At 71.9% G+C, this 22,565-nt stretch carries 25 protein-coding genes; 14 read left to right on the forward strand and 11 right to left on the reverse strand.

The window, feature by feature from the left end:
- Positions 1-32 precede the first annotated feature (32 nt).
- The 5 genes from D8M35_RS05305 to upp all read right to left on the reverse strand — a co-directional run bounded on the left by D8M35_RS05305 (position 33) and on the right by upp (position 5,840).
- Entirely contained in the window at positions 33-1,547 is a 1,515-nt protein-coding gene (locus tag D8M35_RS05305; RefSeq protein WP_126890912.1) for a serine hydrolase, read from the reverse strand.
- Positions 1,544-2,893, reverse strand: coding sequence for a deoxyribodipyrimidine photo-lyase (locus tag D8M35_RS05310; RefSeq protein ID WP_126890913.1), 1,350 nt, complete (start codon positions 2,891-2,893; stop codon positions 1,544-1,546). The genes D8M35_RS05305 and D8M35_RS05310 overlap by 4 nt, the downstream gene beginning before the upstream one ends.
- A complete protein-coding gene (locus D8M35_RS05315) occupies positions 2,890-3,390 on the reverse strand; it encodes a MarR family winged helix-turn-helix transcriptional regulator (RefSeq protein WP_126890914.1) in 501 nt (166 codons plus the stop codon). Before D8M35_RS05315 ends, D8M35_RS05310 begins: the two co-directional genes overlap by 4 nt.
- Positions 3,391-3,691: 301 nt before the next feature.
- Positions 3,692-4,462: a winged helix-turn-helix domain-containing protein gene (locus D8M35_RS05320; RefSeq protein ID WP_126890915.1), complete on the reverse strand. Its 771-nt coding sequence runs from the start codon at positions 4,460-4,462 to the stop codon at positions 3,692-3,694.
- A gap of 742 nt (positions 4,463-5,204) precedes the next feature.
- A complete protein-coding gene (upp, locus tag D8M35_RS05325; protein WP_126890916.1) occupies positions 5,205-5,840 on the reverse strand; it encodes a uracil phosphoribosyltransferase in 636 nt (211 codons plus the stop codon).
- Between the two features lie 75 nt (positions 5,841-5,915).
- Here upp and D8M35_RS05330 point away from each other — a divergent pair, with 75 nt between their 5' ends.
- Entirely contained in the window at positions 5,916-6,347 is a 432-nt protein-coding gene (locus tag D8M35_RS05330) for a nucleoside deaminase (RefSeq protein ID WP_126890931.1), read from the forward strand.
- Positions 6,348-6,400: 53 nt separating this feature from the next.
- Here the strand turns inward: D8M35_RS05330 and D8M35_RS05335 are convergent, their stop codons facing one another.
- A complete protein-coding gene (locus D8M35_RS05335; protein WP_126890917.1) occupies positions 6,401-7,357 on the reverse strand; it encodes a cation diffusion facilitator family transporter in 957 nt (318 codons plus the stop codon).
- A 94-nt stretch (positions 7,358-7,451) separates the two neighbouring features.
- Here D8M35_RS05335 and proC point away from each other — a divergent pair, with 94 nt between their 5' ends.
- Positions 7,452-8,282 (forward strand): pyrroline-5-carboxylate reductase, encoded by an 831-nt coding sequence (proC, locus tag D8M35_RS05340; protein WP_126890918.1) that lies wholly within the window; start codon positions 7,452-7,454, stop codon positions 8,280-8,282.
- Between the two features lie 95 nt (positions 8,283-8,377).
- On the opposite strand, the gene D8M35_RS05345 is transcribed toward proC, so the two are convergent.
- Both D8M35_RS05345 and D8M35_RS05350 read right to left on the reverse strand, forming a co-directional pair.
- Complete coding sequence (locus D8M35_RS05345; RefSeq protein WP_174234693.1) at positions 8,378-9,034, reverse strand: TrkA family potassium uptake protein; 657 nt, start codon at positions 9,032-9,034, stop codon at positions 8,378-8,380.
- 52 nt (positions 9,035-9,086) lie between these two features.
- Positions 9,087-10,526, reverse strand: coding sequence for a TrkH family potassium uptake protein (locus D8M35_RS05350; RefSeq protein ID WP_126890919.1), 1,440 nt, complete (start codon positions 10,524-10,526; stop codon positions 9,087-9,089).
- Positions 10,527-10,598: 72 nt separating this feature from the next.
- Here D8M35_RS05350 and D8M35_RS05355 point away from each other — a divergent pair, with 72 nt between their 5' ends.
- From D8M35_RS05355 to D8M35_RS05375, 5 genes are all read left to right on the forward strand, one after another.
- Entirely contained in the window at positions 10,599-11,114 is a 516-nt protein-coding gene (locus D8M35_RS05355; RefSeq protein WP_126890920.1) for a helix-turn-helix transcriptional regulator, read from the forward strand.
- 122 nt (positions 11,115-11,236) lie between these two features.
- Positions 11,237-11,431 (forward strand): helix-turn-helix domain-containing protein, encoded by a 195-nt coding sequence (locus tag D8M35_RS05360; RefSeq protein ID WP_058729786.1) that lies wholly within the window; start codon positions 11,237-11,239, stop codon positions 11,429-11,431.
- 125 nt (positions 11,432-11,556) lie between these two features.
- A complete protein-coding gene (locus D8M35_RS05365) occupies positions 11,557-11,655 on the forward strand; it encodes an AURKAIP1/COX24 domain-containing protein (RefSeq protein WP_003792170.1) in 99 nt (32 codons plus the stop codon).
- An 83-nt stretch (positions 11,656-11,738) separates the two neighbouring features.
- A complete protein-coding gene (locus D8M35_RS05370; RefSeq protein ID WP_126890921.1) occupies positions 11,739-12,002 on the forward strand; it encodes a glutaredoxin family protein in 264 nt (87 codons plus the stop codon).
- The gene (locus tag D8M35_RS05375; RefSeq protein WP_126890922.1) at positions 11,999-12,292 is read left to right on the forward strand and encodes a Dabb family protein; all 294 of its coding nucleotides are present in this window, start codon (positions 11,999-12,001) and stop codon (positions 12,290-12,292) included. The genes D8M35_RS05370 and D8M35_RS05375 overlap by 4 nt, the downstream gene beginning before the upstream one ends.
- 72 nt (positions 12,293-12,364) lie before the next feature.
- On the opposite strand, the gene aspS is transcribed toward D8M35_RS05375, so the two are convergent.
- On the reverse strand, positions 12,365-13,705 hold the full coding sequence (gene aspS, locus D8M35_RS05380; protein ID WP_126890923.1) for an aspartate--tRNA(Asn) ligase: 1,341 nt from the start codon (positions 13,703-13,705) through the stop codon (positions 12,365-12,367).
- A 473-nt stretch (positions 13,706-14,178) separates the two neighbouring features.
- Here aspS and D8M35_RS05385 point away from each other — a divergent pair, with 473 nt between their 5' ends.
- Positions 14,179-14,391, forward strand: coding sequence for a hypothetical protein (locus D8M35_RS05385; protein WP_126890924.1), 213 nt, complete (start codon positions 14,179-14,181; stop codon positions 14,389-14,391).
- A gap of 39 nt (positions 14,392-14,430) precedes the next feature.
- Here D8M35_RS05385 and D8M35_RS05390 read toward each other — a convergent pair whose 3' ends face one another.
- Positions 14,431-14,805 (reverse strand): MerR family transcriptional regulator, encoded by a 375-nt coding sequence (locus D8M35_RS05390; protein ID WP_126890933.1) that lies wholly within the window; start codon positions 14,803-14,805, stop codon positions 14,431-14,433.
- 147 nt (positions 14,806-14,952) lie between these two features.
- Here D8M35_RS05390 and D8M35_RS05395 point away from each other — a divergent pair, with 147 nt between their 5' ends.
- The 6 genes from D8M35_RS05395 to ccsB all read left to right on the forward strand — a co-directional run bounded on the left by D8M35_RS05395 (position 14,953) and on the right by ccsB (position 21,270).
- Positions 14,953-16,443, forward strand: coding sequence for a SulP family inorganic anion transporter (locus D8M35_RS05395; protein ID WP_126890925.1), 1,491 nt, complete (start codon positions 14,953-14,955; stop codon positions 16,441-16,443).
- A gap of 124 nt (positions 16,444-16,567) precedes the next feature.
- Positions 16,568-17,224: a histidine phosphatase family protein gene (locus tag D8M35_RS05400; protein WP_126890926.1), complete on the forward strand. Its 657-nt coding sequence runs from the start codon at positions 16,568-16,570 to the stop codon at positions 17,222-17,224.
- Entirely contained in the window at positions 17,224-17,835 is a 612-nt protein-coding gene (locus tag D8M35_RS05405) for a TlpA disulfide reductase family protein (RefSeq protein ID WP_126890927.1), read from the forward strand. Before D8M35_RS05400 ends, D8M35_RS05405 begins: the two co-directional genes overlap by 1 nt.
- Positions 17,836-17,880: 45 nt before the next feature.
- Positions 17,881-18,579 carry a cytochrome c biogenesis CcdA family protein gene (locus D8M35_RS05410; protein WP_126890934.1) on the forward strand — a complete coding sequence of 233 codons (699 nt, stop codon included), beginning with the start codon at positions 17,881-17,883 and terminating at the stop codon, positions 18,577-18,579.
- Between the two features lie 73 nt (positions 18,580-18,652).
- The gene (locus D8M35_RS05415) at positions 18,653-20,281 is read left to right on the forward strand and encodes a cytochrome c biogenesis protein ResB (RefSeq protein WP_126890935.1); all 1,629 of its coding nucleotides are present in this window, start codon (positions 18,653-18,655) and stop codon (positions 20,279-20,281) included.
- Positions 20,282-20,289: 8 nt separating this feature from the next.
- A complete protein-coding gene (gene ccsB, locus D8M35_RS05420; protein WP_126890936.1) occupies positions 20,290-21,270 on the forward strand; it encodes a c-type cytochrome biogenesis protein CcsB in 981 nt (326 codons plus the stop codon).
- Between the two features lie 249 nt (positions 21,271-21,519).
- Here the strand turns inward: ccsB and D8M35_RS05425 are convergent, their stop codons facing one another.
- A complete protein-coding gene (locus D8M35_RS05425; RefSeq protein WP_126890928.1) occupies positions 21,520-22,500 on the reverse strand; it encodes an o-succinylbenzoate synthase in 981 nt (326 codons plus the stop codon).
- Positions 22,501-22,565 lie beyond the last annotated feature (65 nt).

Below are 22,565 nucleotides of genomic sequence, written 5' to 3' on the forward strand. Positions count from 1 at the left end.
TGTTAGCGGATCACCCGCCTGCGCGCCCGAAGTCACTGCTCGGCGTGCTCCGGTGTGACCGTCAGGGTCTGCACACGGCCCGCCGCGAGCGGGGCGAGCCGGATCTCGACGCGCAGGCGTCCGGCGCTGCCCGGGACCCACCAGCGGAGGTGCGACGGCACCGCGGACAGCTCGTCCACCGGAGCGGCGGCGAGGTCGGCACCGACGGCCCGTGCTCCCTCGACCACAGCGCGGCGCCGGGCGACCCACGGCCGGTCGAGGGGGACGTTCGGCGTGCAGACGGCCGCGCCGAGGTCTGCTGCGGTGTCGTCGTCGACGGCCGGGTCCGCCCACGCCCGCAGCAGCGTGGTGACGGCCTGCCGCGCGGTGTGCGTGGCCGCCGTGGTCCGACGGAGGCCCGGTGCCGCTGCCGTCGCGCTCGTCGCGGTCGCGGTGGTGCTCGTGTCGGTCGCCGTCGCGCTCGTTGCGGTCGCCCGGGCATCGAGTGCCTCGCCGAGCAGCAGGTCGAGCGCCCGTTCGGCCGGCGCCGACACCTTCGCCTGCGTGGCGTTCTCGAACGCGACCACCCCGAGGCCGTGCTCCGTCGACCACCGGACGTGCGCGGAGAACCCCGGGTAGCCGCCGGAGTGCGAGACGATCTCGCCGGCGCGGTCGTCCTGTTCCACGAACAGCCCGAATCCGTACGCCGTCGGTCGCGTCGCCGTGGGCACCACCGCGGGCGGCACGATCCGCATCGCCTGCTGCATCGCGCGGCGGTCGGCGGGGGAGACCGGCCCGTCCTCGGGGGCGGTGGTGGACGCCGAGGCGAGGAACCGCGCCCAGCGCGCCAGGTCACGCACCGTCGAGAAGAGTCCGCCGATCGGCGAGAAGGCACCAGGCCCGGTCATCGGCTGCGGGGTCCACGCCCCGTCGTCGTCGCGCTGACCGGTGACGACGAAGCCGCGCGCCTCGGCGGCGCTGAACACGGTGTCCGTGAGCCCGAGCGGCCGGAGCACGCGGTCCGACACCGCCCGGGTGTACGGCGCGCCGGCGGCGTGTGCGATCGCGCGGCCGAGCAGTGCGTACCCGGTGTTCGAGTAGGCGAAGCGGGTGCCGGGCACGGAGTCGAACAGCAGTCCCGCTCGGAGCACGGCGTCGAACGCGTCGTCGTCGATCGACTCCTGCCGGTCCGCCCACGGGTCGTCGGTCGGCAGCCCGCCGGACATCGTCAGGAGCATCCGGAGGGTCGGCACCGGCGAGTCGGGCGACGGCAGGTCGACCTCGGCGAAGGCCGGGACGGACCTCGTGATCGGGTCGTCGAGGGCGACCCGACCGTCCGCAACCAGGGTCAGCAGCGTCGCGGCCGTCACGCTCTTCGTGCACGAGGCGATCCGGTACACCGTGTCGGCGTCGGGTGCGCGGCCGTCACCACGGTCGCCGTGCCCGCCGGTGGCGACCAGACCGTGCCGGTCGAACACGCCCCACACGCTGCTCGGGGCCACCCCGTCGGCGATGCGCGCGGCGAACAGGGCGTCGACCTCGGCGAGGACCTCGGTCGAGGGCGTCATGCCCGACGCATCCGGTCGTAGGCGTCCAGCGCGCGCTGCCGCGAGGCCTTGAGGTCGACCATCGGATCCGGACGCTCCTCGTCCGCGGGCACCCAGCGGCGCACGTACTCCTTGTGCGGGTCGAAGCGCTCCATCTGCCGGTCGGGGTTGAACACACGGAAGTACGGCGCGGCGTCGAAGCCGGAGCCCGCCACCCACTGCCAGTTGCCCGCGTTGTTCGCCGGGTCGGCGTCCACCAGGGTGTCCCAGAACCACTGCTCGCCGATGCGCCAGTCGACGAGCAGGTTCTTCACGAGGAAGCTCGCCGCCGCCAGCCGGACGCGGTTGTGCATCGCCCCCGAGTGCCAGAGCTCCCGCATGCCGGCGTCGACCAGGTCGAAGCCGGTCCGGCCGTGGCGCCAGCGGTCGAGCTCGTCCTCGTCGACGTCACGCCACGGGAACGCGTCGAACTCCCGACGCACGTTGACGGTGGCGATGTCGTCGCAGTGGAAGTACTCGTTCCAGTTGAACTCCCGCCACGCGAGCTGGCGGAGGAACGCCGGGGCCTGGCGGCGCTGCTCGGGTTCGAGCTCGCCGTGCAGGCGGTGCCACACCTGGTACGGGCTGACCTCACCCCATCGCAGGTGTGGGGACAGGTCACTGGTGGCCGCCATCGCGGGCTCGTCGCGCTGGTCGTAGTCCTCGAGCGCGTCGTGCACGAACTGCTCGAGCTTCCGGTGCGCACCCGCCTCGCCGGGCTCCCACGCGTCGCGGAGCCCACCGGCCCAGTCGGGCTTCGTCGGCAGCAGGGCCCAGTCGTCGAGGTCGTCGGAGTCGACGTCCGCCGGCGCGGGCAGGTCGCGCGGCTCCGGCAGCGGGTGCCGCGGCTCGGGCATCGCCTGCGCCGCACGCCAGAACGGGGTGAAGACCTTGAACGGCTCGCCCTGTCCGGTGAGGACCGTCCAGGGTTCCCAGAGCAGGTTCGCCGCGAAGCTGTGCGCCTCGGTGCCGTCGTCGGTCAGGGCGCTCTTGATGCCCGCGTCGAGGTCGCGCTCGACCCTGCCGTACCGCCGGTTCCAGTAGACCGCGTCGGCGTCGGCCTGCGCGACGAGCTCGGGGATGACCCGCGCAGCACCGCCGCGGCGCAGGACGAGCCGCGAGTCGCGGTCCCGCAGCTCGGCGTCGAGGGCGGCGAGCGAGTGGTGGAGCCACCAGCGGCTGGCGGCGCCGACGGGGCGGATGCCCGGTGACTCCTCGTCGAGCACGACGACGACCGTGACCGGTCCGCCGTGGTCGATCGCCGCACGCAGGGCGGGGTTGTCGGCGAGCCGGAGGTCCTCGCGCAGCCAGACCAGTGCGCCGCTCACGCGGACACCGCCTGGGTCGCGCGGGGACGACGGTCGGTCGCTGCGGCCCCGGCTGCGGTGCGCAGCTTCGTGCAGAGCTCCGTCAGGGTGCGGAGTTCGTCGTCGTCCAGCCCCGCACCGACCTGGTCGGCGATGGTCTGCGCGTGCTGCACGGCGACCGAGCGGTAGACGTCGAAGCCGTGCGCCGTGAGGGCGACGATCACGCCGCGCGCATCGGACGGGTCCGGCTGCTTCTCGACGATGCCCCGCGAGGCCAGGCGGTCGACCAGGCGGCTCACGCTCGGCTGCGTCAGGAGCAGGTGCCCGGTCAGGTCGCGCATGCGGCAGCGTCGTCCGGGCTGCGTCGAGAGGTTGAAGCAGACGTCGTACTCGTTGAAGGAGATCTCACCGCCCGGGAAGTCGGCGTTGAGTGCGCGCATCACGGTCACCTGCGCCCGGAACAGGGCCTCCCATGCCGCGACGGCGGTCGCCTTGTCGCTGCGGCGTGCGTCGTCCACGGTCGTCGTCCCTCCGGTCGTACGGTCAACCCACACTACCGACGGCGTGCGACGCCGGACTCGGGTCGGGGGACGAACGCGCTGCCGGGGGACGAAGGCACTGCCGGGACGTGACGAGGGCCGGTCGCCTTCTGAGCGACCGGCCCTCTCCCTTGCACCAAGAGTGTCCTGCAATCACATTCCGCAGACGGTGCCACAGCAAACACTGCCTGCACCAACGACTGTATAACGGCGAGGTAACGGCGCGCCAGCCTGTCCGGGGCTCGTTCGCTGCGAGTTCACCGAACGTCGCCGGAGTGGATCAGAAGAGGTCGGGGGACGGCGTCGAGGCGTAGCGCACCGCCACGTCGGCGTGCCGGTCGAAGCGGTAGCCGACACCGCGCACGGTCCGCACGATCTCCTCGAACGCGCCGAGCTTCGAGCGCAGCCGTCGCACGTGCACGTCGATGGTGCGCTCGTTCGGGGTCTCGTCCTCGTCGTCGGACCACAGGCCCTCGATGATCGCGGCACGGTCGACGGTCTGGCCCTCGCGCAGCACGAGGAACTGCAGGAGCTCGAACTCCTTGTACGTCAGGGGAGCGGCCTCGCCGTCGAGCGTCACGCGCTTCCGGGAGATGTCGATGACGACGCCGGTCTCCTCGGGCTCGGGCTTCTCGGCCTGCTTGCGGGCGGCCACCGCCGAGCGGTCCTGCAGCGCGAGCCGGACGACGTCGACGTCACGGCCACCGGAGCCCTCGGCGGCGACGGCGACGGCGGCGTAGGTCTCGGACGACGGCACGAGCTGGGCGGTGAGGGCCTTCAGCTGCTCGACCACGGCCGCGAGGGTCGTGCCGGCGGCAGCGGCGGCGGCCTCGTCGATGCCGACGTAGAGCGCGAAGCCGCGTGCCTCGGTGCCCTCCGGCAGCGCACGGTTCCGCTGCGGTGCGACGACCGGGCTGGTCGGGATCCCGCTCGGGACCGGCGGTGCGACGGGCGTGCGGCGCGGGCGGATCGGCGTGACCGTGCCGAGGTCGGTGGGCACGGTGGTGGCGGGGCGGAGGGCGGTTCGGGGCTGGGGGATCGTGAGCGACATGGCGGTTCTCCGGGCGGGGCTGCGGTGCGGTGCACCGTGCGGTGTCGAGTGCGTCGGTCCGGGTACGGCTGATCGCCGTGTCGCCCAGCGGTCCTGCGGTGGACCGGGGCCTCCCGGGAGGTACGGGTGACGGGCGGTTCGACGGAGCCTGCTGCTGCGGCGTCGTCGACGTGCTGTCACCCGGGGATCACACGCGCGCGACCGGGGTGGTGTCGCGGGGGATCCGGCTGGAACGGGTACCGATCAGGCACACATTCGACAACGCATGACCGCCGACGCCGGCAGCATGATGCCGGCGTTCTCCTGGGCCTCGGAGAGGACTCGGGAGGACACGGTTGCAGTCATGGGACGAGTATCGGCGGTATACCAAGGCGCTGTCAACCGTCCGCGCGGACGGTGACGGGAGCGGACAGGCGGTCCTCCGGCGCGACCGGCTGCCGGACGGGAGGCGCGCTGCGGGCCCGCCACGCGCCTCCCGTCCGTCGGCACGTGGACCGGGCGCGGTGCGCGGGACGCCGCTGTGCGCGCGAGACGCCGGCGTGCGCGCCGGACGCCGCATCCCACGCGAGACGCCGTCCGAATCTGCGGCGCCTCGTCGAGTCGGCGGCGTCTCGCGACGACGCCACCGTCTCGTCGCCGCCGCCTTGTCGGTGACGCCGCGGACGCGAGACGCCCCCGTCGGCACGGCCGGAGCCGTGTCGACGGGGGCGTCGTGTCGACGGGGGCGTCGGGGGAACGGGTGCTACTCGGCCAGGCCGTAGAGGCGGTCGCCGGCGTCGCCGAGGCCCGGGACGATGTAGCCGTTCTCGTCGAGCTTCTCGTCGAGCGCGCCGAGGACGATGCTGACGTTGCGGTCGCCGACGGCCCGCTCGACGGCGGCCAGGCCCTCGGGTGCACCGAGGATGCAGACGCACGTGACCTCTTCCGCACCGCGGTCGAACAGGAAGTCGATCGCGGCGGCCAGCGTGCCACCGGTCGCGAGCATCGGGTCGAGCACGAAGCACTGCCGGCCGGACAGGTCGTCGGGCAGACGCTCCGCGTAGGTCTGCGGCTCGAGCGTGTCCTCGTTGCGGGCCATGCCGAGGAAGCCGACCTCGGCGGTGGGGACGAGCTTGACCATGCCCTCGAGCATGCCGAGCCCGGCGCGCAGGATCGGTACGACGAGCGGACGGGGCTTCGCGATGGCGACACCCATCGTGTGCGCCACGGGCGTGTCGATCGGCGTGGCCGTGACCCGGACGTTCCGCGTGGCCTCGTACGCGAGGAGCGTGACGAGCTCCTCGGTCAGCGCGCGGAAGGTCGGGGAGGGTGTGGTCCGGTCGCGGAGCACCGAGAGCTTGTGGGTGATGAGCGGGTGGTCGGCGACGTGGACTCGCATGGTGTCGAGCGTACCGTGCCGATGGGGCAGGATCGACGCGTGGAGCACCCAGCCGGACGACCGTTCACCGCGGCGATGGACCGCGCGCTCGACGAAGCGCGTGCCTGTCTGTCGACGGGGGACGTGCCGGTCGGGGCCGTCGTCCTGGACGCAGCGGGCGAGGTCGTCGCGGTCGGCCGGAACGAGCGCGAGGCCCGGCAGGACCCCACGGCGCACGCCGAGGTGCTCGCGCTGCGGGCGGCGGCCGAGGTGACGGGGGACTGGCACCTGGCCGGGCACACCCTGGTCGTCACGCTCGAGCCGTGCCCGATGTGCGCGGGAGCCGCACTCGCCGCACGGGTGCCGCGGATCGTGTTCGGGGCCTGGGACCCGAAGGCCGGGGCGAGCGGCAGCGTCTACGACATCGCGCGGGACCGGCGGTTGCCGCACCGTGCCGAGGTCGTCGCGGGTGTGCGTGAGCAGGCCTGCGCCGACCTGCTCGACGCGTTCTTCCACGAGCGCCGCTGACGCGGCTGCGCTGACACGGCCGCGCTGACACGGCACCGCAGACGAGCCGGCGCTCAGTCGGCGGCGCGGATGACGATCGCCTCGGTGGGAGGCCGCGGACCGGTCCGGAGGACGTCCGGCTCGACGTAGATGACCCGCGCGATCGGGACCGCGTCGCGGATCCGCTGCTCGACCGTGTCGATGCCGGCGGCGACGTCGCCGAGGCGTCGGTCGCCGTCGACCGCGACCTTCATGCCGACCATGAGCTCGTCCGGCCCGAGGTACAGCGTCTTGAGGTGCACGATCGAGTCGACCTCGGGGCCGTCGAGCACGGCCGCGGTGATGCGCTCGACGTCGGCGGCGCTCGCACCCTCGCCGACGAGCAGGCTCTTCGTCTCGATGCCGAGCACGACCGCGACCGCGATGAGCAGCAGGGCGATGAGGATGGTGCCGATCGCGTCGAACACCCCGTTGCCGGTGACCACGGTGAGCCCGACGCCGAACAGCGCGAACACGAGGCCGGTCAGAGCCGCGGTGTCCTCGAGCATGACGACGGGGAGCTCCGGCGCCTTCGCCCGGCGCACGAACTGCACCCACGACTGCGAGCCCTTGTGCGGACGGGCCTCCCGCAGGGCGGTGCGGAGCGAGAAGCCCTCGAGCCCGATCGCGACGACGAGCACGGCGACGGGGAGCCACCAGTTCGCGATCGGGTGCGGGTCGGCGAGCTTCTCGATGCCCTCGTACAGCGAGAACACGCCGCCGATGGTGAAGAGGATGATCGAGACGACGAACGCGTACACGTACCGCTCGCGGCCGTGGCCGAACGGGTGCTCCTGGTCGGCTGCGCGGCGGGCACGGCGTCCGCCGAGCAGGAGCAGGAGCTGGTTCGCCGAGTCGGCGAGGGAGTGCACGCCCTCCGCGAGCATGGCGGCCGACCCGCTGATCGCGGCCGCGACGAACTTCACGATCGCGATGCCGACGTTGGCGGCCAGCGCGGCGACGATGGCCCTCGTGCCTCCCGAAGCGCTCACGGACGTCCCTTCTCCCTGCGGTGCACCGGGCCCGCACCCCGGGCGGCCCCTGACGGACCGATCCTAGGCGCGGGCGCTGGGTAGGGTCGGGACCATGACGATCGAACTGCCCCGTACCGCCATGCTCGGCGTCGGCTCCATGTCCGGCAGCGTCCTCGAGGGCCTGCTCGCCGCGGGACTCGACCCGACGACCGTCACCCTCACGACGCGGTCCGAGGAGTCGGCGGCGGCGTGGCGGGAGCGGGGCCTCGACGCCACGGCGACCGAGACCGACCCGGACGCGAACCGCGCGGCGGTCCGCGGCGCCGGACTGGTCGTGCTCGGGGTGAAGCCGTACCTGGTCGGCGAGGTCCTCGACGAGGTCGCCGCGTCCCTGCACCCCGGTGCGGTGGTCGTGAGCGTCGCCGTCGGCACCACGCTCGCGTCGATGGAGGCCCGGGTGCCCGCCGGGGTCCGTGTCGTGCGGGCGCTGCCGAACACCCCGATCGGCGTCGGCCACGGGGTCACCGGTGTCAGCGCGGGGACCACGGCGGACGCCGGTGCGGTCGCCCTCGCATCGAGCGTCTTCGCCGCGTCCGGGCAGGTCATCGAGGTCCCCGAGTCGCAGCTCGACGCCCTGTCCGCCGTCTCCGGATCGGGACCCGCGTACGTCTTCCTGCTCGTCGAGCAGTGGCAGCAGGCGGCCGAGGCGCTCGGCTTCACGGCCGAGCAGGCCGCGACGATGGTTCAGGCGACGGTGCGGGGTGCCGTCGAGCTGCTCGCCGCGTCCGGCCGCGAGCCCGCGGACCTGCGCCGTGCGGTCACCAGCCCGAAGGGCACCACCGAGCGCGCCGTCGCCGTCCTGCAGGACGCCGACCTGGCCGGGACGTTCACGCGTGCGTCGCACGCAGCGATCGCGCGGGCCGAGGAGATCGCCGCGTCCTGACCGCGCGTGCCGCACCGGTCGGTCCGACGTGACCGGGAGCCGGACGGGAGGCCCGTGGCGGCGTCGCCACGGGCCTCCCGTCCGCCGCCGGGTCGCTACTCGAGCGCGGCGAACCGCTCCAGGTCCGTCTCGGTCCCCGAGACGATGATCACGTCGTCCTCGCCGATGACGCTGTCCGGCGTCGCCGGCACGAACGCCCTGCCCGGCGACTTGATGCCGAGGACGGTCAGGCCGTGCCGGGTGCGGATCACGGTGGTGGCGAGGTCCTTGCCGCGGACCGCCCGCGGCGGGAACATCTTGACGACGGCGAAGTCGTCGTCGAACTCGATGAAGTCGAGCATCCGGCCGGAGACCAGGTGCGCCGTGCGCTCGCCGGCCTCGCGCTCCGGGTAGACGACGTGGTTGGCGCCGATGCGGGACAGGATCGTGCCGTGCGAGCGGCTGACGGCCTTCGCCCAGATCTGCGGGATGCCGAGGTCGACCAGGTTCGACGTGATGAGCACGCTCGACTCGAGGTGCGAGCCCACGGCGACCACGGCGATCGCGAAGTCCTGCGCGCCGATCTGTCGCAGGGCGTCGATGTCGGTGGCGTCGGCCTGCACGGCGTGCGTGACCCGGTCCGACCACTTCTGCACGAGCGAGGCGTCCGTGTCGACGACGAGCACCTCGCGGTGCTGCCGCTCGAGCTGTCCTGCGGTGGCCGCACCGAAGCGGCCGAGACCGAGGACGAGCACGGGCGCGTCGTGGCTCACGGCACCGGTGACGGGGTGGGGTGCACGGCGCTCGGCGCGTGCGACGCGGCGGTCAGCCAACGATCGGCCTCTCCTCGGGACGGCGGAACAGCTGCCGGCTCTGGCTGGCGGCCAGGGCGGCGGCGATGGTCACTGTACCGACCCGACCCAGGAACATCGTGGCGGCGAGCACGTACTTGCCCGCCTCGGGGAGCTCGGCGGAGATCCCGGAGCTCAGGCCGCACGTGGCGAACGCCGAGATCACCTCGAAGAGCACCCGGTCGAGCGAGTCGCCGGTGATCTGCAGCAGGACGACCGTCATGACGGCGACGATCGTCGCTCCCCACAGCACGACGGCGACCGCGACGCGCAGCACGTCGCTCGGGATGCGCCGACCGAATGCCTCCATGCTGCGACGGCCACGGGCCTCGGCGACGGCGGCCAGGAACAGCACGGCGAGCGTCGTCACCTTGATGCCGCCCGCCGTCGACGCCGACCCACCGCCGATGAACATGAGCATGTCGGTGACGAGCAGGCTCGCGCCGTGCATCTGCTGGACATCGATGGTCGCGAAGCCGCCGGAGCGGGTCATCGTCGAGAAGAAGAGCGCCTGGAACGCCGTGTGTCCCGCCCCGGCGTCCCCGAGCGTCCGGGGGTTCGACGCCTCGAGCGCGGTGTAGACGACGGCGCCGAGCACGAGCAGCACGGCGCTCGTGGTCAGGGTCAGCTTGACGTGGATCGGCCACCGGCGCGGCGTGCGGAACTGCTTCGTCACCGCGCGGATCACCGGGAAGCCGATCGACCCGGCGACGACCGCGACCATGAGCAGGGAGAGGAACCAGTAGTCGTTCGCGAAGGGGGCGAGTCCGTCGGCGTTCGGTGAGAAGCCGGTGTTGGTGAACGCCATGGCCGAGTAGTAGAAGGCGTCGCCGACCGCCGTCCAGAACGGGTACCCCGCGGCGAGGACCGACGGCAGGATCAGCACGCCGATGGCGACCTCGATGGTCAGGGTGCTGACGGCGACCGTCAGGAGCAGCGTGCCGACCTCGCCGAGGCGCACGGCCTGGCCCTCGGGAACCGCACCGGAGTGCGTCCGGAGCGGGTTCGAGTCGCCCGCGGCGATGAGCTTCGCGCGCAGACCGAGCCGCCGCGTCACCACGAGCCCGAGGATCGAGGCGAAGGTGAGCACGCCGACCGCGCCGATCTGCGTGCCGACGACGATGAGCACCTTGCCGAACACCGACCAGTGCGTGGCCATGTCGACGGTGGAGAGCCCGGTGACGCAGACGACCGACGCGGCGGTGAACAGGGCGTCCGCGAAGTGCGTGGGGGATCGGTCCGCCGCCGCCCACGGGGTCATGAACAGGCTCGTGAAGATGAGGATCAGCGCGACGAAGACGAGGATCGCGAGCCGCGACGGGGATGCCCGGAGGACGTCGAGCACGCTGTTCCACCGCCGCCGCACGTCGCTCACCGGCGCGTGCCGGTCGAGCGGCTCGGTGCGGTCGAGCATCGGGCGCCTCCGGAGCCGTGGGGCAGGTCAGCGGACATGGTACATGCGTGGTCGTCCGACTAGCCTTGCCCCATGGCCGACATCTTCACCGTCGTGGCGGACCCCACCCGGCGCGAGCTGCTCGGGGCACTGCTGACGGCCTACGGGTCGGACGCCACCGGTGGCGAGCTCAGCGTCGGTCAGCTCGTCGAGAAGATCGGCGTGAGCCAGCCCACCGTCTCGAAGCACCTCCGCGTCCTGCGTGACCACGGACTGGTGACGAGCCGCGAGGAGGGGCAGCACCGCTTCTACCGGCTCGACCCGGAACCCCTGGTGCGGCTCGAGGACTGGGTGGTGCCGTTCACCGGCGCGGTGGACGCCGACGGGACCCCGGCCACGACGGCGTGGACGCTCGACGGACAGCCGGTGTCGGTGCGGCGCACCGGGACGGCAGGCCGGTCGACGGTCGAGGTCGGCACCGAGCTCGGCCGCGTGATGGCCGAGGCGTCACACCGGGCGACGGCCGCGTTCACGGGCGCGCAGCAGGGGTGGGAGCGGGTCGTCGACCGCGGTCGGAAGCGCTTCAGGGGCCGGGGCGAGGACGACTGAGCGCTCGGTCAAGCGTCCGCTCGGAGTCTCCTGGACACGCGGTCCCACGCGCCCCTACACTCGCCCTTGACCACACAGGTCACACCGACCCCGCGCGATCCGCGGGTACCCGAAGGCGGACCATGACCGGCAGTTTCGACGACGTGCGCTTCCTCACCGTCGCTGAGGTGGCCGAGATGATGCGCGTCTCGAAGATGACCGTGTACCGCATGGTGCACGCGGGGGAGCTCCCCGCGATCCGGTTCGGCCGGTCCTTCCGCGTCCCGGAGTCGGCCGTCGCCGAACTCCTGCGCGGCGGCATCGCCGACGTCGGCTGAGGTCACCCCGGCCCGCGCTCGTTCGACAGGACCGCTGCGCTCCGCTAGACTCGGCCGGGTTGATTTTCCGCGGTCTCTTCGGGCCCGGTGTCCACACATCAGCATCGTTCCGAGCGAGGTCCACTATGGGTTCTGTCATCAAGAAGCGTCGCAAGCGCATGGCGAAGAAGAAGCACCGCAAGCTCCTTCGCAAGACGCGTCACCAGCGTCGCAACAAGAAGTAAGTCCAGTACTTGCACCCGAAGCCCCGGTCCGCCGGGGCTTTCGTGTTCCCGGGAGCCGTGTCGGCTCGGTCTAGGGTGGGGGCATGCCCGCCGTGACGTTCCTGACGAAGCCCGGCTGCCACCTCTGCGACGACGCCCGCCCGGTCGTCGAGCAGGTCGTGGCGGCCCATCCCGGTACGACGCTCGAGGAGCGGTCGATCCTCGACGACGACACGCTGCGCGAGGAGTACGCCGAGGACATCCCCGTCGTGCTCGTCGACGGCCGGGTCCACAGCAACTGGCACGTCGACGCCGACCGGCTGCACGGTGCCCTCGAGAAGGCAGAGCAGGCCGAGGCCAGCGCATGATCCACCACGTCGTCTCCTTCACCGTCCGCGAGGACCTCGACCGCACCGCGACGATCGAGCACGTCCGCGGTCTCCTGACCGGGCTGGTCGGGACCATCGGGTCCATCCGGTCGCTCGAGGTCGTCGAGAACGTGGCGTACCCGGGGAAGAACGAGGACTTCGCGGTCGTGGCGACCTTCGACGACCTCGCCGGTCTCGACGAGTACCAGTTCCACCCGGACCACCAGGCGGCGGCCGCGGAGATCCGCGAGCTCGTCACGGGGCGGGCGGCCATCGACTGGGAGGGCTGAGCCGCGCCTCCCGGCCCGCACGTGACGACGGCCACCCTCCTGTCGGAGGGTGGCCGTCGTCGTCGGTCGTGACTACGGGGTCAGGCGCGTCGGCCCGCGGAACAGGTAGGTGACCTCGCGGATGGACGGCTCGTGCAACGCGAGCATGAGCACGCGGGCCAGGCCCATGCCGAAGCCGCCGTGCGGCGGGACGCCGTAGCGGAAGAAGTCGAGGTACCAGCCGAGCTCCTCGGGGTCGAGGCCCTTCTCGACGGCCTGCGCCTCGAGCACGTCGACGCGGTGCTCGCGCTGGGCGCCGGTCGAGATCTCGGCACCGTTGAACAGCAGGTCGTAGCTGTTCGTGAGCGTCGGGTCGTCGGCGTGACGCATGTGGTAGTACGGGCGGATCGACGCGTCGTAGTCGGTGACGAACACGAACTCCGAGCCGTGCGTCTCCTTCGCCCAGGCGCTCACGCGGCGCTCACCCTCGGGGTCCAGGTCGCCGTCGGCGCGGACCACCTCGTAGCCGCTGTCGGCGACGATCTTCCGGGCCTCGGCCAGGGTGACGCGGGGGAACGGGGCGGTCGGCACGACGAACTCGAAGCCGAAGACCTCCTCGATCTCCTTGCCGTACTTCTCCGCGACCGCGGTGAAGCCCGCGACGAGGAGCTCCTCGTGCATCGCCATGACGTCGGCGTGCGACTCGACCCACGAGATCTCGGCGTCGACGCTGGTGAACTCGGTGGCGTGGCGGCTCGTGAACGACGGGTCCGCACGGAAGGCGTCGGCGATCTCGAACACCGCGCCGAACCCGGCGGGCTGGGCCATCTGCTTGAAGTTCTGCGGCGACTGCGCCAGGTAGGCGGTGGTCTCGAAGTACTCGAGCTGGAAGAGCTCGGCGCGCGACTCGGACGCCGACGCCATCAGCTTGGGGGTGTGGATCTCGATGTAGTCCCGCTCGACCCAGTAGGTGCGGAACGCGTGCTCCAGCGTGGTCTGGATGCGGAAGATCAAATTCTGCTTGCGGTTGCGCAGGTCGAGGAAGCGCCAGTCGAGCCGCTTGTCTAGCGACGAGTCGTCCGCGATGGGCGTCTCCGGCTTCGCGGCGCTGACGACCTCGAGCGAGCCCACCTTGACCTCGAGCCCGCCGAGCTTCACGCGCTCGTCGTGCTTCAGGGTGCCGCGGACGTGCACGAAGGTGCCGTGCGCCAGCCCGGAGATCTCGTTCGTGATGGCGAGTCGGGCCTGGGCGTCGTCGTCGCCGTCCTCGGCCTCGCGCGTGGCGGGGTTCACCAGCTGCGCGGCGCCGGTCTCGTCACGGAGGACGACGAACTGGACCTTCTTCTGGTCGCGGACGGTCTCCACCCAGCCGGCGACGGCAACGGGGCCGTCGGGGAGGGCGGCGAGGTCGGCGATGCGGGTGCGTTCGATCACGGTCGTCGAGTCTACGGCCTCCTCCACAGGAGGGGTCGCGGGCCGTTCTCTCCACAGCTCCGGCCGGGAGGCGCGGCTCGGCCCCGGCGCTTCCGTACCGTCGTCCGCGTGGTCGGGTCGCGAGTCGAGAGGGGTCCCGGATGACGGCATCGGGAGTGGGGCTCGCGGCCTGGCCGCCCGTCGCGGTGGCGGCGGTGGTCGCGGCTGCGGTCGGGTCGGTGCTGACCTTGGTCGGCGCAACGGTGGGCGGCGTCTGGGCGCTGGTGCGGTGGCGGCGGGACGTCGCGCGCGAAGAACGCGACCGGGCCTGGCACGGTTCGTGTGGACGGTCGACCAGGTGTGCGCCGACGACGTCGGCCGGACCGAGGTCGGTCGGTTCAGCGCTCGGGCGATGTCCAGAATGCAGATCCTTCGCGCCGACGACGCCGCGATCGGCAAGATCGTGCTCGACTTCATCACGGAAGGAAACGCAGATGGCAGTGGAGGACCCGGTGGTCGCGCTCATCGAACGCGATCGTGAAGAGTGGCGGCAGTTGATCCGACGGCAGTACCGCTTCCGACCCTGGGAGGCACGACGGATCATCAGGGTCCACGACGACCTGCTCAGGTGGCGCGATGAACTCCGGGCGGCGCACCGCGAGCGGGCGCGGCTCATCGAGGCCGGGGAGCTCCGGGTCAACCGGTGACCGAGCGGTGTCTTCGGCTTGCCGGGTGTGGTCCGGGACTCAGGGGAGCGTGGCGCGCAGCGTGCTGAGCGTGCCGATGAACTCCTCGGCCATCCCGGCCCGTTCGACGAGCTTCGCGTGCCGGGCGCGGGCGTCCTCGAGCGATGCGTCGAGCCGGGCGGCGAGTGCCGGCTGGTCCTCGGGTGCGGCATCGGCCAGGGCGTCGACGACCCGCAGCAGCTCGGCCATCTCGTCGAGCGTGAAGCCGAGCGGCTTCATCCGCCGGATGACGAGCAGTCGCTCGAGGTCCTGCGCGGTGTACACGCGGAAGCCTCCCGTGGTCCGGCCGCTCGGCACGAGGAGGCCGACCTCGTCGTAGTGCCGGATCGTGCGCAGCGACATCCCCGCACGGTCGGCGAGCTCGCCGATGTGCATGGTGTCCGGTGCCGCCTGATCGTCGGGCGCCTGGTCGTCGGACTTGCTTGCGGGAGAGCTCACGGTCGTCATGGTGGCAGACCTCCTTCCGTCGTCGCTCGGTGCCGCGTGCAACCCTACCCTCACGTCAGGGTAGGGTTGCCGGTGATGTCCCTCGCACCCCACGCCCCTGCGGCGCCCAGTGTCCTCAGCGCGCTCCGGTCGCCCCGCCTGCTCACCCGTGAGGTCCTGGCCGGCGTGGTCACGGCCCTCGCCCTGATCCCCGAGGCGATCTCCTTCTCGGTCGTGGCGGGCGTCGACCCCGCGGTCGGGCTCTTCTCGAGCGTCGTGATCGCGGTGGTGATCTCGATCGTCGGCGGTCGACCCGCGATGATCTCGGCCGCCGCGGGCTCGGTCGCGCTCGTGATCGCGCCACTCGTGCGGGACCACGGCATCGCCTACCTCGTCCCCGCGGTGGTGCTCGGGGGTGTGTTCCAGCTGGTGCTCGGGTTCCTCGGCGTGGCCCGGCTGATGCGCTTCATCCCGCGCAGCGTCAACGTGGCCTTCGTCAACGCGCTCGCGATCCTCATCTTCACCGCGCAGCTGCCGAACCTGTTCGGCGACGACGTGCCGCTCGTGGTGTGGCCGTTGACGGCGCTCGGTGTCGGCATCATCGTCGCCTTCCCCTTCCTGACCAAGGCCGTCCCGGCGCCGCTCATCGCGGTCGTCGTGGTGACGGCGATCACGATCGTGTTCGGCGTCGCCGTGCCGACCGTCGGTGACGAGGGCTCGCTGCCCACCGCCCTGCCGGGCTTCGGCGGCATCACGGTCCCGCTGTCGCTCGAGACCCTGCAGATCGTCGCGCCGTACGCGTTCGGCGTCGCGATCGTCGGGCTCATCGAGACGCTCCTGACCGCGCAGCTCGTCGACTCGCTGACCGAGACCCGCTCGAGCGCGTGGCGGGAGTCGTGGGGTCAGGGCATCGCGAACATCGCCTCCGCGTTCTTCGGCGGGACGGGCGGCTGCGCGATGATCGGGCAGACGGTCATCAACGTGAAGACCGCGGGCGCCAGGACCAGGGTGTCGACCTTCGCCGCGGGCGCGTCGGTGCTCGTGCTGACCATCGTCCTGCACGACCTCGTCGCGCAGATCCCGATGGCGGCGCTCACCGCGGTGATGCTCATGGTCTGCGTCGCGACCTTCGACTGGCACAGCATCCGACCGCGCACGCTCGGACGGATGCCGCTCGGCGAGACGGCGGTCATGGTCATCACCGTCGTCGTGGTCGTCGCGACCGACAACCTCGCCACGGGCGTCCTGGTGGGCGTGGTGGTCGCGGCCCTCGTGTTCGCCCGTCGAGCCGCGCACGTCGTCTCCGTGGTCCGCGAACCGGTCGACGAGCGCACCGTCCGGTACCGCGTGCAGGGGGCCCTGTTCTTCGCCTCCTCGAACGACCTCGTCACGCGGTTCTCCTACGCCGAGGACCCGGAGCGGGTGATCGTCGACATGTCGGCCGCACACGTGTTCGACGCGAGCACGGTCGCGGCACTCGACGGGGTGGAGCAGCGGTACGCCCGGCACGGGTCGACCGTCGAGGTGGTGAACCTCAACACCGGATCGGTGGCGCTGCACGGCCGGCTGACCGGTCGACTGGGCTGACCGGGTGGGGCTGACCGGGTGGGGCGGACCGGGTGGAGCCGGCCGGGCGGGGCTGAGTGGTCGCACATCCGGTGAATCCGCTGTGGGGCGGGTGATGACGGTGGAGCGACCTAGACTGGAACCCATGCCCGCGACACGGATCCACCTCGTCCGGCACGGCGAGGTCCACAACCCGGGGCGAGTGCTCTACGGTCGGCTGCCCGGCTTCGGGCTCAGCGAACTCGGCGCCCGGATGGCCGCCGCGTCGGCGACCGCCTGGCACGACGCCGGGGTGGACGTCCGACGGATCGTCGCGTCGCCGCTGCAGCGCACGCAGGAGTCCGCGGCGCCGTGGTCTGCCGCGTACGGACTCGAGGTCTCGCTCGACGAACGGCTGATCGAGCCCACGAACCGCTACGAGGGTCAGCGCCCCGGCTTCACGAAGCGTTCCATCGGGCGCCCTGCCGAGTGGCCGTGGATCGCGAACCCGTTCCGGCCGAGCTGGGGCGAGGCGTACGAGTCCATCGCGAACCGCATGCTGGCCGCCGTCACGTCCGCATGGGAGAGCGTCGACGGCGGTGACGTCGTCCTCGTCAGCCACCAGCTGCCCATCTGGACCGTGCACCGCAAGCTCGCGGGGGAGCCCCTCTGGCACGACCCGCGCAAGCGTCGCTGCGACCTGTCCAGCATCACGACCCTCGAGCGTGTGCCCGCCACCTCGTCCGGTCGCTTCACCGAGGTCGGGTACGCGGACCCCGCGCAGTCCCTGCGTGCGTCTGCGGTCGACGAAGGAGCAGTCTGATGTCCGCACGCAGCCGGATCGTCGCCGTCGCGGCCTCGGCGGTGATCGCAGCCCTGGCGCTCGCCGGGTGCTCGTCGTCGAACGACGACCTGTCCCGCCAGTACGGCAGCGGCACCACCCAGAACTACATCTCGGGGACCGGAGCGGTGACCGAGGTCGCGGCCGACCAGCGCAGTGCCCCGGTCGACTTCACGACGAAGGACACCGACGGCGGCACCGTCTCGGCGAAGGAGCTCCGCGGCAAGGTCGTCGTGCTCAACTTCTGGTACGCGGGCTGCCCGCCGTGCCGTGCCGAGGCGAAGTACCTCAACCAGGTGCACGACCAGTACGCCGACGACGACGTGGTCTTCGTGGGCGTCAACGTCCGTGACGAAGAGGGGACCGCGGCGGCGTTCGAGCGAACCTTCGGCGTCGACTACCCGACCGTGCTGGACGCCCGCGACGGCGCCGTGCAGCTCGCGCTGTCCGGGCAGATCGCGCCGAACGCCGTGCCCGCCACGATCGTCCTCGACAAGCAGGGCCGCGTCGCCGCCCGCGTCCTCGGCGCGATCGACGGCAAGAGCATCCTGCAGACCCTGGTCGGCGACGAGCTCGACGGCAAGGCGTCCTGACCCGTGCCCGGCAACCCCTTCGCCGACGCGATCCTGAGCGGCCAGATGCTGGTGGCGCTGCCCGTCGCCGCCCTGGCCGGTCTCGTGTCGTTCCTGTCCCCGTGCGTGCTCCCGCTCGTCCCCGGGTACCTGGGGTACGTCGGCGGGATCGCCGAGGGCGGGCAGCGTCGGGGTCGCGTCGTCCTCGGTGTCGTGCTCTTCGTGCTCGGCTTCACGGCGGTGTTCGTCGCGTACACGACGGTCTTCGGCGCCCTCGGCTTCTGGCTCGTCCGCTGGCGTGACCTCATCACGCAGGTGCTCGGTGTCGTCGTGATCGTGATGGGCCTGGTGTTCATCGGACGCTTCACCTTCCTGCAGCGCACGATCAAGCCGTCGTGGACGCCCGCGACCGGTCTCGTCGGGGCACCGCTGCTCGGCATCGTGTTCGGGCTCGGCTGGACCCCGTGCCTCGGGCCGACGCTCGCCGCCATCAACCTGCTCAGCGTGCAGTCCGGGAGTGCGTGGCAGGGCATGTGGCTCGGGGTCGCGTACTGCCTCGGGCTCGGCATCCCGTTCGTCCTCGTCGCGCTCGGCGCAGGCTGGGCGACCGGAGCGATCCGTGCCGTCAAGCGCCACATGCGCACCGTCAACATCATCGGAGGAGCGATCCTGATCGTCATCGGTCTGCTCATGGTCACCGGCATCTGGTCGGCCGTCATGTCGAGCGTCGGGGCGGTGATCCAGAGCTTTGTCCCCGCGGTCTGAGCACGACGCCACCCCCGAGCGATCCGGTACCGGGCCCGCTCCGGTGGACGAAGCCTCCTCGGGCGTCGACCCGATGCGCCCGTCCGACCACGTCGACAGCGCCGCACCGACGGCAGGCGGCGACGACGGCCCGACGCAGCCGAAGCTCGGGTTCGTCGGCTCCGTGCGCTTCTTCTGGCGCCAGCTCACGAGCATGCGCACCGCGCTCTTCCTGCTCATGCTCCTGGCGCTGGCCGCGATCCCGGGCTCGCTCGTGCCGCAGCGCACCGCCGACCCGAACGGCGTGGTGCAGTACAAGGCGGACCACCCGCAGCTCTTCCCGGTGCTCGACACCCTGCAGGTCTTCGACACCTACACTTCGGTGTGGTTCTCCGCGATCTACCTGCTGCTGTTCGTCTCGCTCATCGGGTGCATCGTCCCGCGGACGAAGCACCACTGGCAGGCGCTGCGCACGCGACCGCCGAAGACCCCGGTGCGCCTCGGTCGACTGGCCGGCTACCGGTCCGTGCCGGTCGAGGCGGACGCGACCACGAGCCTCCCGTCCGTCGACGACGCCGTGACCCGCGCGGCGTCCCTGCTCAAGCGATCCGGCTACCGGGTCGAGCGGTTCGGCGACTCGGTGAGCGCGGAGCGCGGCTACCTGCGGGAGACCGGCAACCTCGTCTTCCACGCGGCGCTGGTCGGTGTGCTCGTGGCGGTCGGCCTCGGTGGCGGGTTCAGCTACACCGGGCAGCGCCTGCTGGTCGAGGGACAGACGTTCTCGAACGTCCTCGGCTCGTACGACTCCTTCAACCCGGGCCGCTGGTTCCGGCAGACCGACCTGCAGGGCTACAACCTGACGCTCGACAAGTTCACGACGACGTACGAGGAGAAGAACCTCGACGCCCTCGGCCAGGCCCTCGACTACTCCGCGACGGTGACCAGTCGCGAGAAGGGCGAGGAGCCGAAGACCAGTCGCATCGGCGTGAACGACCCGCTCTCGGTCGGGGGGACGAACGTCTACCTGCTCGGGAACGGCTACGCGATGCAGGTGACGATCCGCGACGGCAAGGGGAACGTGGCGTTCCAGGACGTCGTGCCGTTCCTGCCCGAGGACGCGAACTACACGTCCACCGGTGTCATCAAGGTCCCCGACGCCTCGCCGTCGCAGCTCGGACTCGTCGGGTTCTTCTACCCGACGGCGTCGAAGCTGTCGACCGGGGCGTTCGCCAGTGCCTACCCGGACGCGCAGAACCCGCTCCTGACGCTGCAGGTGTACCGCGGCGACCTCGGTCTCGACAGCGGCGTGCCGCAGAGCGTGTACTCGCTCGACACCAGCGGTCTCGAGCAGATCGCCGGACGGCAGTCGAAGACCGCCAGCATCGAGCTCAAGCCCGGCCAGACGAAGACCCTGCCGGACGGCACCGGCTCGATCACCTTCGACGGCGTGAAGCGGTACGTCTCGCTCGACGTGCACCACGACCCGTCGCAGCTGTTCGTCGCCGGCTTCGCGGTGCTCGCGGTGCTCGGGCTGCTCACCTCGCTGTTCGTGCCCCGCCGCCGCGTGTGGGTGAAGGCCGTCCCGCGTCGGGGAGCCGAGCACGGCGAGTACGACCTCGAGTACGCCGGCCTGGCGCGCGGCGAGGACCCCAACCTCGAGCGCGCCGTCGACGACATCGCCAAGAGGCACCTGTCGGACCTCGGAGTTAGGATCCCTGCGTGAACCCGGACATGACGACCAACCTCGCGACCTACTCGGTCGTCCTGACGTACTCCGCGATGGCGGTCTACGTCATCGCGTTCATCTCGTTCGCGCTCGACATGGCGAAGCGGTCCGGCCAGGTGGCGTCGGCCGCCGGTGCCGGTTCGGCTGCGCCCGCCGAACGCACCGTCGCGACGGTGCAGGGCGGCACGGTCGTGCTCGAGAAGGTCGACACCGGCCGGAGCAGTTCCGGCGGCGGTGGCACCAAGTTCGAACGCGTCGGCATGGCGATGACGATCCTCGCGCTCGTGCTGCACGTCGGTGCCACGGTCCTGCGCGGCATCGCGGCCGACCGTGTGCCGTGGGGCAACATGTTCGAGTTCTCGCTCACCGGCACGGCGCTGATCACGCTGATCTTCCTGCTCGTGCAGTTCTGGCAGAACCTGAAGTTCCTCGGTGTCTTCATCACCGGGCTGACGATCATCCTGCTCGGCATCGCGACCGTGAACTACTGGGTGCCCGTCGTCCCGCTGCAGCCCGCGCTGCAGTCGTACTGGCTCGTCCTCCACGTGTTCGTCGCGATCGCGGGCACGGGCTTCTTCGCACTCGGCGCCGGGCTCGCCGTCGCGCAGCTCGTGCAGACCCACCGTCAGGGTCGCCCCGCGTCGAAGCAGCTCCGCTTCATGGAGACCCTGCCCGACGCCGACCGGCTCGAGGTCCTGACCTACCGCGTGCTGCTCGTCGGCTTCGTGCTGTGGACCTTCACGCTGATCGCCGGCGCGATCTGGGCCGAGCGCGCCTGGGGCCGGTACTGGGGGTGGGACACCAAGGAGGTCTGGACCTTCATCATCTGGGTCGTCTACGCCGGGTACATCCACGCCCGTGCGACCCGCGGATGGCGTGGTGCCCGGTCGTCGTGGCTGGCGCTCATCGGCTTCGCCGCGGTGATGTTCAACTTCTCCGTCGTGAACGTCTTCTTCAAGGGCCTGCACAGCTACTCGGGGCTGTGAGCCCCGCCGGGCGTCGCTGAGGCGAGCCCGGGACGGACGGGAGGCGCGGTGCCATCGGGCACCGCGCCTCCCGTCCGTCGTGTCCAGGGCCACCTGGCTCGCGCGAGCGGGCACGATCTGTCACGCTCGGCGGTCGAGGCTGGCGAGTCCCGCCCGTCCGGCGGACGTGAGCGGCATGTCCTGCGCGCTCGTCGCCGCCCGGACACCGTGCTGTCCGGTTGCTCGCTCGTCGTCGCCCGCCGCCGGCGTCTACGCCGCGGCGAGCAGGGCCTGGACCCGCTCGAGCCGCTCGAGCCACCACGACGTGCGCTCCGGTGACGTCGCGTTCCGCTCCAGCAGCTCCCGCGACACCTCCGCGCGACGCACCGGCACCCGACCGTCGACGGGCAGCAGGGGAGGTGCGGCGACGTCCGTCTCGAACATCGCGGCCGTCCCGAGTCCTGCCGCGTAGCCCGGGGACATCGCCGCCGCCGCGAGGAACGCACCGGTCCCGAGCCCGACCGAGGTGTCCAGCGCACTCGAGACCACGCACGGCAGACCGGCCTCGGCCACGATCGCGCGGGTCGCGGTGACCCCGCCGAGGGGCTGCGCCTTCACGACGAGCACGTCGGCCGCTCCGGCCCGGGCCACGGCGAGGGGGTCCGAGGCTCGACGGACGCTCTCGTCGGCGGCCACGGCCACGCCGAGCCCTGCGATCCGGCGCCGGAGCTCGGCGAGCTCCGGCACGGACCGGCACGGCTGCTCGGCGTACTGGAGTCCGTACGGTGCGAGTCGCTCGAGGGCCTCGACGGCGTGGTCGACGGACCAGAGCCCGTTCGCGTCGACCCGGACGGCCGCGTCCGGTCCCATCACGCGCCGGACCTCCGCGACCCGGGCGACGTCGTCCTCGATGCTCGTGCCGGGTTCGGCGACCTTGACCTTCGCGGTCGTGCAGCCCGGGTACCGCGCGAGGAGGTCGGCGACCGCGCCCGGCCCGACGGCGGGCACCGTCGCGTTCACCGGCACGGAGTCGGCTGCGGCGTCGTGCTCGTTCCACCCGAAGTCGACGGCGCTCCGGAGCCACGCGGTCGCCTCGCGGTCGTCGTACTCGACGAAGGGCGAGAACTCCGTCCACCCGGCGGGCCCGCGGAGCACCAGGGCCTCGCGGACGGTGATGCCGCGGAAGCGGACGCGCATCGGGAGCGCGACGACGTGGGCGTCTGCAAGGAGGTCGGCGAGGTCGGGGATCACACCGCAATCCTCGCGCACGTGGCGTGGCAGCGACCGGACCGGCGGCGCGACCGGACCGGCGGCGC

Source organism: Curtobacterium sp. HSID17257 (genome assembly GCF_003989515.1).
Lineage (GTDB): Bacteria > Actinomycetota > Actinomycetes > Actinomycetales > Microbacteriaceae > Curtobacterium.